The sequence below is a fragment of the Candidatus Nitronauta litoralis genome (assembly GCA_015698285.1).
In the GTDB taxonomy this organism is placed as follows: Bacteria; Nitrospinota; Nitrospinia; order Nitrospinales; family Nitrospinaceae; genus Nitronauta; species Nitronauta litoralis.
Map to the genome: position 1 here is coordinate 18,816 of CP048685.1, position 12,771 is coordinate 31,586.

The 12,771-nt window shown below is 49.9% G+C and carries 15 protein-coding genes; 6 read left to right on the forward strand and 9 right to left on the reverse strand.

The window, feature by feature from the left end:
- Positions 1–14: 14 nt before the first annotated feature.
- The 3 genes from secD to G3M70_00080 all read right to left on the reverse strand — a co-directional run bounded on the left by secD (position 15) and on the right by G3M70_00080 (position 2,650).
- The gene (gene secD / locus G3M70_00070) at positions 15–1,577 is read right to left on the reverse strand and encodes a protein translocase subunit SecD (GenBank protein QPJ60371.1); all 1,563 of its coding nucleotides are present in this window, start codon (positions 1,575–1,577) and stop codon (positions 15–17) included.
- Positions 1,578–1,587: 10 nt separating this feature from the next.
- On the reverse strand, positions 1,588–1,899 hold the full coding sequence (gene yajC / locus G3M70_00075) for a preprotein translocase subunit YajC (protein QPJ60372.1): 312 nt from the start codon (positions 1,897–1,899) through the stop codon (positions 1,588–1,590).
- Positions 1,900–2,110: 211 nt separating this feature from the next.
- Positions 2,111–2,650, reverse strand: a complete 540-nt coding sequence (locus tag G3M70_00080; GenBank protein ID QPJ60373.1) for a hypothetical protein — start codon at positions 2,648–2,650, stop codon at positions 2,111–2,113.
- 188 nt (positions 2,651–2,838) lie between these two features.
- Here G3M70_00080 and G3M70_00085 point away from each other — a divergent pair, with 188 nt between their 5' ends.
- Entirely contained in the window at positions 2,839–3,024 is a 186-nt protein-coding gene (locus G3M70_00085) for a hypothetical protein (protein QPJ60374.1), read from the forward strand.
- Between the two features lie 59 nt (positions 3,025–3,083).
- Here G3M70_00085 and G3M70_00090 read toward each other — a convergent pair whose 3' ends face one another.
- Genes G3M70_00090 through G3M70_00105 form a run of 4 tightly spaced genes read right to left on the reverse strand, consistent with a single transcriptional unit; the run spans position 3,084 to position 6,314 of the window.
- Positions 3,084–3,617, reverse strand: coding sequence for an NERD domain-containing protein (locus tag G3M70_00090; protein ID QPJ60375.1), 534 nt, complete (start codon positions 3,615–3,617; stop codon positions 3,084–3,086).
- A 2-nt stretch (positions 3,618–3,619) separates the two neighbouring features.
- Complete coding sequence (locus G3M70_00095) at positions 3,620–3,913, reverse strand: hypothetical protein (GenBank protein ID QPJ60376.1); 294 nt, start codon at positions 3,911–3,913, stop codon at positions 3,620–3,622.
- Between the two features lie 26 nt (positions 3,914–3,939).
- The gene (locus G3M70_00100; protein QPJ63650.1) at positions 3,940–5,622 is read right to left on the reverse strand and encodes an FAD-binding protein; all 1,683 of its coding nucleotides are present in this window, start codon (positions 5,620–5,622) and stop codon (positions 3,940–3,942) included.
- A complete protein-coding gene (locus G3M70_00105; protein ID QPJ60377.1) occupies positions 5,622–6,314 on the reverse strand; it encodes a 4Fe-4S dicluster domain-containing protein in 693 nt (230 codons plus the stop codon). Before G3M70_00105 ends, G3M70_00100 begins: the two co-directional genes overlap by 1 nt.
- Positions 6,315–6,454: 140 nt before the next feature.
- Between G3M70_00105 and G3M70_00110 the strand changes: the two genes are divergently transcribed.
- From G3M70_00110 to ruvB, 4 genes are all read left to right on the forward strand, one after another.
- Positions 6,455–7,210, forward strand: a complete 756-nt coding sequence (locus G3M70_00110; protein ID QPJ60378.1) for a YebC/PmpR family DNA-binding transcriptional regulator — start codon at positions 6,455–6,457, stop codon at positions 7,208–7,210.
- An 82-nt stretch (positions 7,211–7,292) separates the two neighbouring features.
- Positions 7,293–7,811 (forward strand): crossover junction endodeoxyribonuclease RuvC, encoded by a 519-nt coding sequence (gene ruvC / locus G3M70_00115; GenBank protein QPJ60379.1) that lies wholly within the window; start codon positions 7,293–7,295, stop codon positions 7,809–7,811.
- A gap of 165 nt (positions 7,812–7,976) precedes the next feature.
- Positions 7,977–8,582 carry a Holliday junction branch migration protein RuvA gene (ruvA, locus tag G3M70_00120; protein ID QPJ60380.1) on the forward strand — a complete coding sequence of 202 codons (606 nt, stop codon included), beginning with the start codon at positions 7,977–7,979 and terminating at the stop codon, positions 8,580–8,582.
- Positions 8,579–9,604, forward strand: a complete 1,026-nt coding sequence (ruvB, locus tag G3M70_00125) for a Holliday junction branch migration DNA helicase RuvB (GenBank protein QPJ60381.1) — start codon at positions 8,579–8,581, stop codon at positions 9,602–9,604. The genes ruvA and ruvB overlap by 4 nt, the downstream gene beginning before the upstream one ends.
- 191 nt (positions 9,605–9,795) lie before the next feature.
- On the opposite strand, the gene G3M70_00130 is transcribed toward ruvB, so the two are convergent.
- Positions 9,796–10,260, reverse strand: coding sequence for a sel1 repeat family protein (locus tag G3M70_00130; GenBank protein QPJ60382.1), 465 nt, complete (start codon positions 10,258–10,260; stop codon positions 9,796–9,798).
- 25 nt (positions 10,261–10,285) lie between these two features.
- Positions 10,286–11,167: a PHP domain-containing protein gene (locus tag G3M70_00135; protein QPJ60383.1), complete on the reverse strand. Its 882-nt coding sequence runs from the start codon at positions 11,165–11,167 to the stop codon at positions 10,286–10,288.
- A gap of 242 nt (positions 11,168–11,409) precedes the next feature.
- Between G3M70_00135 and G3M70_00140 the strand changes: the two genes are divergently transcribed.
- Positions 11,410–12,693, forward strand: a complete 1,284-nt coding sequence (locus G3M70_00140) for a hypothetical protein (protein QPJ63651.1) — start codon at positions 11,410–11,412, stop codon at positions 12,691–12,693.
- Positions 12,694–12,771: the final 78 nt, after the last annotated feature.

Here is a 12,771-nt window from a genome sequence, read left to right on the forward strand (position 1 = left end):
AGTTTTACCGTGACTCAGATACTGAGCTTTTCCAGTTTCCTGCGGGCTTGCACCGAATCGAAAACCACATGGCTGACAAAAACAGCGGTGAACATGCTGGCCAGGATGCCAATACAAAGCGTGATCGCAAAACCCTTGATCGGCCCGGTTCCAAACTGAAATAAAACGATAGCAGCAATGAACGTCGTGACGTTGGCATCGACAATTGTTCGAAACGCTTTTTCAAACCCAGCTTCGATCGCGGCCCTCACCGTTTTACCAATTTTAATTTCCTCTCGAATGCGTTCGAACACTAATACGTTCGCATCGATGGCCATACCCACTGTGAGCAGGATTCCCGCAATACCCGGTAAGGTCAGCGAAGCCCTGAAGTAGGCCAGTGCTCCCAACAGCAATACGATATTCAGGAACAAGGCCATCACCGCAACCATTCCAGATAGACGGTAATAAATTACGATGAAGATCAGGACGGCGACGAATCCCGCAAGAACAGATTTCACACCGGCCTTTACGGAGTCACTACCCAGCGAGGCCCCAACCGTCCGGTTTTCCAGGATTTTAACAGGAGCCGGCAAGGCACCGGCACGTAGCGCAATCGCAAGATTACGTGCCTCAGCAGTGGAGAAAGATCCCGTGACCTGGGCCTGGCCTCCGGCAATCGCTTCCTGAATAACCGGCGCGCTGTAAACATTCTCATCGAGAACAATGGCCAACCGTCTTTTCACATTTTTAGAAGTGATGTCGTAGAACAACTGGGAACCGATACTGTCAAACGTCAGTGACACGTACGGCATATTGTTTGAACTGTCAAAACGCACATCCGCGTTGGTGAGCATTTCCCCGGTCAGTTCAGCTCGCTTTTTAACGACAATCGGGTCGCCATCACCTTTAATTACTTCTCCCGTTTTTGGATCTATATTCCGCTCGTACAGCACTTCACTGTCAGGAGGAAGGCCACCTGAGGTTGCAGCATCGGGACTGACCAGTTCATTGACTAATCTGAATTCCAGACGCGCCGTTTTTCCGATGAGTTCTATTGCAACTTTGGGGTCCTTGATTCCCGGTAACTGGACCAGAATCCGACGTTCCCCCTGAATCTGGATGGAAGGCTCGGCTACGCCAAATTCGTCGACCCTGTTTCTAATAATCTCCAGTGCCTGGGACACCGCATTTTGCTTGATGAATTCACGTTCATCATTTTTCAGTTCGTAAATTGCCTCGAGCCCGTCACTTGATATTTCAACCTTGGTTAAGCCTGGATAGGTCCGCATACGGTCTTCTGTTCCTGCCATATCTGAGGCATCGACCAAAAGAATTTTAAGACGTGCGGTCTCTTGATCCACCTTCAGGCGGTCCACTTCAATCGCGTCATCCTCAAGAGCTTTTTTAATATCGTTGGCACGACGCTCCAGGCCCGCTTCCACAGCCTTTTCAGTCTGCACCTCCAAAACCAGATGCATCCCGCCTCTAAGATCCAGGCCCAGATTAATTTTGTCCTTAAGAGGCCAGGCCAAATAGACGGACCCCAGCACAACAAGAAGAATAAGGGGAATTTTCCAACGGAGATTACGGTGCATCTACCAGTGCCTAGCTTTCATTTCCATTACGTGTGGTGCCGATGGAGGAGCGGTTGATTTTGATACGGACGTTCTCCGCAATTTGAAGGGTGACAACATCTTCTTTTAGTTTCTTAATTGTGCCGTGTATCCCGCTCAGGGTGACCACATTATCGCCCTCTTTTAAATCATCCAGCATCTTGCGGGTTTGCTGTTGCTTTTTCTGCTGGGGTCGAATCAACATGAACCAGAAAATCAGGAACATGAAAATCACTGGCGGTAACAACGCCAGCAAACTGCCCTGACTCTGGGCCTGACCGTCCGCGGGTGGCGGTGGAGCCATACCCACTATTTCCTGAATCCACACAAATGACTGCACGGTTACTCGATCTGTAAAAAGTTAATGGTTTTGGAGTGAAATCAATGAGTTAAAACATAGCCATGGGCTGGTGTGAAAGCTCTGCTTATATCAAATCCCTTATCATTTGTCCAATTGAAAAGATTCCGGGGGTAAAGCCTTCGAACCTGGTAGTAGCGGCCCATTCCCTTCCCAATCAATAAAATGCACTTGGTATATTCTCCTCGCCCGTCAATTTAATGTAAAGCTGGTGAAACTGCGCCGTATTTAAACTGGGATCCCGCAAACTCTCAAGTTCTTCCGGAGTGATCGGAATTAAAGACTTTTCATCCCAGGCGGAAGTGCCTACCGCAGCGTAATTGGGCGGATTCAATCGCTGGACAACAAGCATGGTGATCCCATCATTTCTCTCTATAGCCAGATCGATTAACCAGCGGGCATCTTCAGCACTGATTCCATTACCGATAGCAATATTTTGAGGTGGATGGCCACCCTTGGGCCGCCAGTATTGAATTGTTCTCCTCAAAACCTTGACCGGCCTGTCCTTTAGAAACTGTCGTATTTCTTTATTATGTTTTTTCTGCTTATGTGCCAGCCACATTTCGATAGTGCAAATGGTGGACTTGGAGGTATCGCATGACTTACTGGCAAAAGCAGGGCCCACCAAAACTAAAGACCCAATCAGCCCAAAAACAATCAAAACCAATAAAAACAATGAGTTGTTCGCTTTTTTCATTCAACTAATTCCTTTGCAAAATCTTGTTTTAATTGCATTTTATCGCAATAAGACCGGGGAGTGTCAAGATAACGTTTATTCCAAAAATTATTTCACCCCAGGCTAAACTTTTTCAATATTTATCCGATAAGACGATCAGGTACTTGTTTATCCACGGGAGGGGATAACTTTGAAGGGAGGACATTGTTATGACTGACCCCGTAGTCAGTTCAACCGCAGCCAACGCGTCTGCAGGAAACCAGCTTTCCATTGCGGGTGCCAAGACAGCAAACGACGTTCAAAAGCAGGAAGGTGAAAATGTCGCTAAACTGCTCGAAACAGCCGTGAGCACTCCGCAGAGTGCACCCGGGCAGCAGGTTGACGTAACCGCCTGAAGAAATATAAAACAAGCCGGCGGGGATAAAAAACCCCCTGCCGGCTTTTTTAATTTTTATCAAAGATTATTTAACTTAGAGCAGGTTTCCTCAACCTGTTCTGCACTTAACACCGGGTTCTGATTCTTTCTGATTGCGCTCAACAGGCCATCGAATAGCACCACCTCAGGCCCCCGCTCCCCTTGCAACCGCGCATTCACAATCACCACAAGATTGAATAGGGGAACTCCGGGCAGTATCTCCTCCAGAGAATTAATCCTTTTCCTGTTCCGCCACACCGGATTGTGCAAGGCCATTTCTTTTCCCAATCCTTTACGCGGCCACTCCCTTGAATTTATCCTGCAAATAAGAGCTCCTGGTTCTGTCACTTCAAGAATAATAAAAACCCCGAACCTGGACACGACCGCGTGATCAATACGATCCATCCCTTCACCCCGCATTCGGATAATCCCGCTGATAACCTTGTAATCACCTCCAAGTCCATTCAATAAACCCCGCACAGCTTCCGGCGGGCGCATCCTGCTTCCCTTAAAAAAGAAAAACCAGACACCCACTCCCACAGCTAATAAAACGAGCAGTGAAACAGGATCCATATTCAGTTTTTCTGCAGGTCTTCGAGAAGATCCGCCATCTCACTGAGTTGCTGGCAAAAACCGGGGGGTTCCTGTGAAGTTGGAAGCTCAGGAAAATACTGTTTCAGCTGGTGGTGCTCACTCAGTACCGCCCAATGACGACCATCACCGGAAAATTCGTCTGTGCGTTCCAGCTTTCCATCGCGAATTCCATCGACTAGGGAGCGGGTCAACCATTCGCCGAGTGAAGTCTCTCCACGGCGCACCAGAACTTTTTGAACAATTATTGATTTTTTATCAGATGTTTGAAGGATCATGAGAATGGGAACTTTTTGGGATGGGGTTAACGTGCGGAGAAGGGATCGGGAGGTTCAAAAGAAGAGCCTCCGGCAGAACCCTGTTGGGAAAAAGAATCGTCACCGGGCTTTTCCAAAGGTGCCTGTTTCAGCTCAAACTTCATGCCTGAAACCGTTGGGTATAGCTGGGGCGCCTTTTGTTGGGACAATCCCGAAACAGTTTCGCGTTCCTTGCGAAATCGGGAAAGTGCAGACAAGGTAACGGGGCCTCTATCTTTTATATTGCTGATTATCGACTCACCGGCCCGGCGACCAAATACGATGATATCAAGAAGTGAATTGCCCATCAACCGGTTGGTTCCGTGCAGTCCCCCGGTCACTTCCCCCGCAGCCCAGAGGCCCTCGCGTTCGGTCCGGGCTTCCTGGTCAATGGCCACACCACCATTCTGGTAATGCAGGGTGGGGTATACCAATAACGGTTGGGTCGAGGGGTCAATTCCATATTTTTTGAAACGATGGATCATGCCGGGGAATTGACGGGCCAGCGTACCTTCCCCCTGCCTCTTGTCAATAAGAGGGGTATCCAGCCAGACCCCTTGTCGCCCGGCAGGTGTCGTCACTCCCCGTCCTTCACTCACTTCCCTGATTATTGCCGCCGCCACCCGGTCACGATAAGACAACTCATCTATGAAACGTTTCCCCTCAGCATTCAGCAATTGCGCTCCCATGGACCGGGCTGACTCAGTCACCAATTGCCCAGCAATGGCTTCCGGAAAAACAGAACCGGTGGGATGATACTGAAAGCTGTCCAGATGCACCAGCGAACACCCCTGCCTCCAGGCAAGAACCAGACCATCTCCCGTTGCTCCAAGGTGATTACTTGTTGCAAACCCCTGCAAACGGAGCTGACCGCTACCACCGGTAGCCAGCAACACCGCCCGCGCCGAAACCGTAACCAGTTCTTTGGCTTCTGAATTCCACAATACAGCACCCGTTACGCGACCTTCACCGTCATCGCACAGCTCCACTGCAGAATGGCCCTCCAGCAGTTGCGCAGGACCATGGAACACGGCGTCGCGCAAAACCCGCATGATTTCGAGGCCGGTGACATCCTGACAGGAAAGCACCCTCGGAGTAGATGTTCCCCCACCGGGTTTAAGCTCATAGCCTTTCTCGGTCCTCCCAAAATGAACCCCAAGCTGCGTCAACCAATCAATAGCAGGTCGGGCCTCTTCAACCAGAAGTCGAACCAACTCGGGGACATTTTTCCCATGTCCACCCACAACGGTATCTGCATAATGCCGACGAGGAGAATCATTTGATCCCACCGCAGCCTGTATCCCGCCTTCCGCCATGAGGGTATTGGCATCTCCTATTCGAAGTTTGGTGGCAACGGTCACTTGCAATCCTGAGTTCTGCAAGGTCAACGCAGCGGCCAATCCAGCCCCCCCACCTCCGACAACCAGTACGTCTGTTTCGAGAGTTGGTGATGGTTCAAACACGGCGGGTAGTGGACTGTCCGCCTCCAGTAATTCAGCAATTTCGGACAGACATTTCAATTTTCCAGCCTGAGGTCCAACTTGAACTAATCTTTCTAATCCCTTGAAATCAGGATGAAAATTCTCAAGCAATGTGCTCGCCTTGGAGTCGTCCATTTTTGGAGCAGACTCATCCAAACGCTGCCTGCGAGTGGCTTCAATCTGCCTCAATTGATCTCCCGCCCAATCCATCATTCCTTCGAATCCTCCAATGAATTCAGCGATTCCTGGGTCCGAAATTGGCGGGCACGCTCCAGACGTTGCTCCAGTGTCCCTTCCATCAAATAACCCCATTCGCGTTCAGCCTCACCCTCTGGTTCTTCCTGAGGTGTCATGTTGGGCAGACTTTGCCCGAGAGAACGCCGGACCCACATGCCCATCTGATGTGGCTCGACTTTATCTTCACACACTGCCCGGCAAAGCCCGCAGTGGATACAGGTTGTGAAATCCTGCGCCACCTGTTCAACCTCCCCTTTTTGCATTCGAAGCACCGAGTCCATAACAGGAATATCCATCGGACAGGCATAGGTGCAACTTTCGCATTTGGTGCAACGGTCAAGAGTGGGATAGGCCTCCCGGAGTTTGGCCGCATCCGGCTCTTTTACCGGAGGTTTGGTTGGTATCGGATCAACCGGGAATGGGAACACCTGCATACCTTCTTCCACCTGATGAAGGCAAGCCAGTTCTGTTCCTCCCTTGCGGCCATCAGGGTAGCGGACGGAAACAGTACAGGCCCCACACACCCCGCCAAGACAACCGGTCATTACTTCGCTCGCCATACCGGCCTGCCATAGGGCATGGACAATGGTCTGCCCCTCCCTGGCCTCCATGGGTTTTCCGGCGACGGTGATTTGGACAGTTTTGGTTTCGGGGTTATTTTTCATGGTAAGAAATTGAGGGAAATTCAGTTTATCAAGGGCATGTTAAAACAACACCGGGAATTTCACAATGAAACAGGGTGCGCGTTGTCCCCCCTGCCCTTTTATGCTAGATTACAAGCGTTTATTAATAAGAGAGAATTGCTATGTCTGGTCATTCCAAGTGGTCCACAATCAAGCACAAGAAAGCCGCAACAGACGCCAAGCGCGGTAAAATTTTCACCAAACTCATCAAGGAAATTACAGTCGCCGCTCGGCTGGGTGGCGGAGATCCTGAGGGAAATCCACGGTTGCGGCAGGCTCTGGCAACAGCAAAAGCTGCCAATATGCCGGGAGAAAACACCAACCGTGCCATCAAAAAAGGCACTGGTGAACTTGAAGGGGTCAATTACGAGGAAATCACATATGAAGGGTACGGACCCGGCGGTGTGGCCATCCTTATCGAGACGGTGACGGATAACAAAAACCGGACAGTCGGTGAAATCCGCGCCATTCTGGGAAAAAACGGTGGCAGCATGGGAGAAAACGGCTGTGTTGCCTGGATCTTCGAAAAAAAGGGGTTCTTTGTGGTGCCTGCCGAAGGCAAAACTGAAGACGAAATGATGGAAGTAGTGCTGGATGCCGGAGCGGAAGATTTACAGGTGGTCGACGATGTGTTTGAAATCACCTGTCCCTTGGAAAGCTTTGACCTTGTGCATAAGGCGCTTGAACAACAGGGCCTCAAAATGACAACTGCAGAACTAACTGCGCTTCCCAAAAACACAACTCCCGTAGACGAGGCAGCAGCACGGTCCAACCTCAAACTACTGGATCTGATCGACGATCACGACGATGTTCAAAAGGTTTATTCCAATCTGGAAATCCCGGATGATGTGATGGCAGTACTCGAAAAAGATTCCTGATTTTTCCACTGATCCCCTTTTACTGTCCCTCCATCTTCCTCATCCTCTCCGCCTGTCGGAGTTCCTCCTGCGAAATCGGCCCATGTCAGATTCCTCCCCAGATCGAATACTCGGTGTCGACCCCGGAAGTCTGGCAACAGGCATTGGCATTGTCGAGGCAAAAGGGAGCAAACTAAAGCTCATTCATACCGACACAATCAAAACCAACAGTAAACAACCTTTTGCTGATCGGTTGAAGACTATCCATGAAGGCGTGCAAGCGGTGATTGAGCAATTTGACCCGACGGCTCTCTCTCTGGAAGATATTTTCTTCGCAACCAACGCCAAATCGACTATCAAACTGGGGCAAACGCGTGGTGTAATCCTGCTGGCAGGAGCCCAATCAAATGTCGCAATCCACGAATACACTCCGCTTGAAGTAAAACAATCGATTGTCGGTTACGGTCGGGCCGATAAAAAACAGGTACAGGCGATGGTCATGCAGCTTCTGGGACTGAAATCGAAACCCGGTTCACTCGATGCTTCCGACGCACTGGCGGTGGCCATCTGCCACCTCAATAATTTTTCCACCAAAAAGAAACTGCAGCAGGCTGGAGCCTGACAGGTTGAGAAGTTTTGCAAAAATTAAAAGCCAAGGCGAGATTCTTCACTTCGTTCAGAATGACAGGCATGGAATATTTTGTGTCACCCTGAGCTTATTGAAATGCGACCTCTTTATTCACGATATTTGACACATAGTTCCTGGCAGACAGAAAACTGACTCAATATGATCGCTTTACTCAAAGGGACACTGATCGAAAAAACGCCGGAGGTCGTCATTGTCGACGCCGGTGGCGTGGGCTATGAAGTGTTCATCCCGCTATCCACCTTTTACGATTTACCGGCCCCCGGTGCCCCTGCCACCCTGCACATCCACACAAGACTGCGTGAAGACTCCTTGCGTCTGTTTGGATTCTTCAGCCTGCAGGAAAAACAGATCTTCGAAGTGTTGATCGGAATAAACAAAGTGGGTCCTAAACTGGCTCTCGCGATTTTATCAGGCCTGCCATTTCAGGAGTTGTGGGCGGCGGTGTCATCTAACGATGTGGCACGACTCAGCGCCATCCCGGGTGTCGGAAAGAAAACTGCCGAACGGCTCGCCCTGGAACTACGCGACAAACTGGCTGCACCTGTGGGCCAACAAGGGGAAGCCGCGCCTGTATCCAGCAATCCAATGAGGGACGATGCCCTGTCTGCTCTGATCAATCTTGGTTACAAGAAACCGGATGCGGAAAAAGCGCTCGACCGACTGAATGAAAAAGGAACGACGGATTCCATCGAAACCCTCATCCGCGACAGCCTCAACCTGCTTTCCTCCGACAAACGCAAATGACCACCGACCGCGAACTCGATCCGAATTCAGAGCCCGATGAAATACAGGTGGAGACCAGTCTGCGTCCAGCGGGTTTCGATGAGTACATCGGCCAGGATGGAGTAAAAAACAATCTCGCCATCTCCATAGAAGCGGCGCGTATGCGTTCCGAAGCGCTCGACCATTCCCTCTTTTACGGACCACCTGGTCTAGGCAAAACAACACTGGCGCATATCATCGCGAAAGAAATGCAGGGGCAGATTAAAACCACATCGGGCCCGGTGATTGAACGGGCGGGAGACCTTGCGGCCCTGCTCACCAACCTTGAAAAAGGCGACCTGTTATTCATCGACGAAATTCATCGCCTGCCCAAACAGGTGGAGGAAATTCTTTATCCGGCGATGGAGGACTTTCAACTCGACATCATGATCGGCCAGGGACCCGGCGCACGTTCGGTGAAACTCGACCTGCCGCCGTTCACGTTGATTGGGGCGACAACGCGGGCGGGACTCCTCACCTCCCCCTTGCGCGACCGGTTCGGAATTGTGCATCGACTGGACTTTTACAATGCGGATGACCTGCAACAGATATTAAGTCGGTCGGCGGGTATTCTGAAAATTGCTATGAACCCTGACGGGTGCCAGGAAATCGCAAGACGATCCCGAGGCACACCACGCATTGCGAACCGACTGCTGAGGCGGGTACGGGATTACGCGCAGGTCAAGGGCGATGGCGTTATCACCAAAGAAATTGCGGAGAAGGCGCTGTCGCTGATGGAAGTTGATCCAAAAGGACTCGACAAAATGGATCACAAACTGCTGACCACATTGATTGATAAGTTTCGTGGCGGACCGGTCGGGGTGGAATCACTGGCGGCATCTATTCACGAAGAGCGGGATACCATTGAGGACGTGCTGGAACCCTACCTGTTGCAATGCGGCTTTATTAACCGCACCCCACGTGGGCGCGTGGCCACAGCCCTGGCCTTCGAACATTTCGGCAAAATCCCGCCCCAACAAGGCCAGCAGGACAAGATGTTTTAAAGTGAGGAAATAAACCAAACGCAAAGGCGAGATTCTTCACCTGCGGTTCAGAATGGCAGGATGGTGCCTTTTGTTTTTTTAACGAGTTGGAGCATTGAAATTAGATTCTATCAAACGCTATAAACCATAGTATGTCATTCTGAGGAATGAATAAAAGTTTCCCATATCTCATTTAGGGAAATCATCCTGCATCATCCCTCTTTACCATCACCTGGGCCCTCTTCCATATCATCACCCTCTGTATGTTCGAGCCAGATTTCGGCGAGGGCTTTGTCTTCGGGGACACCCACTCCGTAAAAATAACAACGTCCTACTTCATGCACAGCTTCGGGATCTCCCCCCAGAGCGGCTCTTAAATAATGTTCGAACGCCAGACGCGGGTTTTGATCCATGCCGACACCCTGCTCGTAGCAAACCGCAAGGTCAAACAGCGCTTCCAGCACGCCATCCTCTGCCGCTTGATTTAACAAAGGAATAGCTTTCTCCACATCCTTGTCCACGTTCTGTCCCTGCAGGTACCAGGAACCGAGTGTGTAGGCCGCACGGGGATCGCCTTCCGCCACGGACTGATTCAACAGGATCAACATTTTCACGATATCCGGAGATTCGGACTGGGCTTCCTCAATAGCTTTTTCAAACGTTGGCGTTTCTTTCATGTTTTTAAACACTCCAAAAAATATTTTATCCCCAGGCCAGGCGAAACTGGTCGAGCCAGTCGGGTTCCATCTGGGTGGTCCCCATCAAATTCCTTTTTTGATTGGTCGGGGAACCGTGAAAGTCGCGGCTTCCGGTTATTATCATACCGAATGATTTTGCAAGGTTCTTGAAAAAATCAACCTGGCCGGTTTTTTCGTGATAGGGGTAGACACATTCGAGCCCCATCAGGCCATACCCTTTCAACTCTTCCACCATGGCAGGTGCGTGTTCCGGCATACGCCCTTTCTGCGGGTTCACCAGAGAATAGGTTCGTTCCCCTGGATGGGCAATCACCGGGATACCATTACTCCGACGTACCATCTCCAATGCTTCCTGAGCAGAAAGGTTGTCTTTTTCGACGTTGTATTTGACGAGATAAAGATCAAACGCTTCCCTTCTGTCTTTCACAATCCCCAACCTTTCCATCTCCGCCGCAAGGTGAGGTCGGGCCAGCACCCCCTCTGATGCCCGCTCTACGTTTTCAAATTTGATGGTGCCACGAAAACGGTCCGGGATCACTTCATTAATCCGAGCGATCAATTCATGCATACGATCGATCCTTTGCTGACGCATTTCTTCTACACGGGTCCAGAGTTCCGGTTGAATCGATTCCAGATCCTTGAAGTAACTCAACAGGTGAAGGTTAAAGTCCCGATAGGCTACGGTGATTTCTATCCCGGGAAACGCTTCAACCTGTTTTTCCCTGGCAGCCTCAAGAAAAGATGGCAGACCGGAAAACGTGTCGTGATCAGTAAGAGATAAAATTCCGACTCCCTGCTTTTTGGCAATATCAACCAGGTCGCGTGGATGAAATTCTCCATCCGAAAACGTAGAATGCATGTGAATTTCAAAGGGTCTACGAGGCATAAATGAGAGGAGCTCCGGGTTCAGGGTCATGTCAGGATGCACTGCCCCTTATGGTTAAACTGATTTTTAGTGTAACACTTTTAAATGGCTTCCAAATGAAAACATCCGGTATGCTCACTGTTTGCACTAACCGGAAATATTGGATACTCTTGACCGGAACACTAACGAGAGAAAAAAAATTCATGTTAAGCCGCCTTTTTCAATTCAATTGCAGAAAACGACTGGTGCTCGCCATCCTTGTCATGACCCTTGCCGGATGCTTGACCGCGCAACAGGCGGAAACCACCCCAGGTAAAACCGGGAAAATTTTAATCGTGTTTTCGGGGCAGGCGCTTGGAGAACTGAAACCCTGCGGCTGTGCCAAGGAAGAAGATCAGGGTGGCATCGAACGTCGCATGGGTTATTTTTTAAACAAACAGCCTAAGGACATTCCGTTCGTTCGTGTGGATGTCGGCGATAATTTTAAGGAACCGTCGCGGCAAGGGCGATTGAAAGCTGGGACCATGGCGAAGGCAATGCAGCAAATGCAATACGATGCGGTTGTCCTGGGCGAAAAGGATCTGGTTTATGGAAACTCCTTCCTAAAAAAGTTGCCCGCCCTGCCCTGGCTTTCGGCAAATGTAAAAATAAAAGAATTGCCTGTGCCTTCTTACAAGGTCAAAACACTGTCTAACGGTTTAAAAGTCGGGTTGATTTCGGTTGCGGAGCCAGAGTTGTTTTATGGAGGCGGACACTCTAATGTCACTGTCGAGTCGCCTGAAAAAGCCCTTGCCCGAAGGCTGCCTGAGTTGCAAAAGAAAAATCCGGATTTAATCGTTTTACTCACTCACATGAAAAAAGAGGCGGCGCTCAAGTTGTTAAAGGTGAAGGGTGTCGACCTCATCATCAACGGACACATTCATGACGATCAGCATCTGGTTGATTTCAATCCGGTGGAGCGCGAAGGCAAATTGTTTGTCCAACCTGGCCCGCGAGGACAAAAACTGGGAGAGCTCAAGGTCACACTGAACGCCGACGGCACCAAAACCTTTAACACAAAAATTATAAAACTCGATTCAAATATTCCTTCGGATCCCGAGATGACTGCCTTGTACAGTGAATACAATGACGGTGTCGAATCTATATTCATGGAAACACTCAAGGCCAAGCGTAAAAACAAAACTTCAATTTATGCTACAGACAAGACCTGCAAAACATGTCATGCGGAAACTCATACAAAGTGGGAACAGTCGCGACACGGACACGCCTATAAGACTCTCCTGAAGGTGAACAAGGCCTTCGACCCCGAATGTCTGATTTGCCACACCACCGGTTTTAATCAAACGGGCGGATTTTTAAGTGCTGTCGACACACCCAAGCTTAAAAATGTTCAGTGCGAAATGTGTCATGGTCCCCAAAAGAAACACACCCAGTCGCCCAAGGGAGGGTTCGCCAAAGAAGCCCGAAATGCCTGCGGCAAATGCCACGTTCGAAACCACAGCCCCAATTTCAGCTTCGAAAAATACTGGCCGAAAATAAAGCACTGATCCAGAAAAAGGGCCCCTCCTCCAGCCACCTTTCGCTTAAACCAAGATTTTTCAAAGTTTTTCAAGGTCGAGAAAATA

Coding starts and splice junctions, on each gene's coding strand:
- secD (QPJ60371.1), bottom strand. CDS start 1,577: ATGCACCGTAATCTCCGTTGGAAAATTCCCCTTATTCTTCTTGTTGTG.
- yajC (QPJ60372.1), bottom strand. CDS start 1,899: ATGGCTCCACCGCCACCCGCGGACGGTCAGGCCCAGAGTCAGGGCAGT.
- G3M70_00080 (QPJ60373.1), bottom strand. CDS start 2,650: ATGAAAAAAGCGAACAACTCATTGTTTTTATTGGTTTTGATTGTTTTT.
- G3M70_00085 (QPJ60374.1), top strand. CDS start 2,839: ATGACTGACCCCGTAGTCAGTTCAACCGCAGCCAACGCGTCTGCAGGA.
- G3M70_00090 (QPJ60375.1), bottom strand. CDS start 3,617: ATGGATCCTGTTTCACTGCTCGTTTTATTAGCTGTGGGAGTGGGTGTC.
- G3M70_00095 (QPJ60376.1), bottom strand. CDS start 3,913: ATGATCCTTCAAACATCTGATAAAAAATCAATAATTGTTCAAAAAGTT.
- G3M70_00100 (QPJ63650.1), bottom strand. CDS start 5,622: ATGGATTGGGCGGGAGATCAATTGAGGCAGATTGAAGCCACTCGCAGG.
- G3M70_00105 (QPJ60377.1), bottom strand. CDS start 6,314: ATGAAAAATAACCCCGAAACCAAAACTGTCCAAATCACCGTCGCCGGA.
- G3M70_00110 (QPJ60378.1), top strand. CDS start 6,455: ATGTCTGGTCATTCCAAGTGGTCCACAATCAAGCACAAGAAAGCCGCA.
- ruvC (QPJ60379.1), top strand. CDS start 7,293: ATGTCAGATTCCTCCCCAGATCGAATACTCGGTGTCGACCCCGGAAGT.
- ruvA (QPJ60380.1), top strand. CDS start 7,977: ATGATCGCTTTACTCAAAGGGACACTGATCGAAAAAACGCCGGAGGTC.
- ruvB (QPJ60381.1), top strand. CDS start 8,579: ATGACCACCGACCGCGAACTCGATCCGAATTCAGAGCCCGATGAAATA.
- G3M70_00130 (QPJ60382.1), bottom strand. CDS start 10,260: ATGAAAGAAACGCCAACGTTTGAAAAAGCTATTGAGGAAGCCCAGTCC.
- G3M70_00135 (QPJ60383.1), bottom strand. CDS start 11,167: ATGCCTCGTAGACCCTTTGAAATTCACATGCATTCTACGTTTTCGGAT.
- G3M70_00140 (QPJ63651.1), top strand. CDS start 11,410: ATGACCCTTGCCGGATGCTTGACCGCGCAACAGGCGGAAACCACCCCA.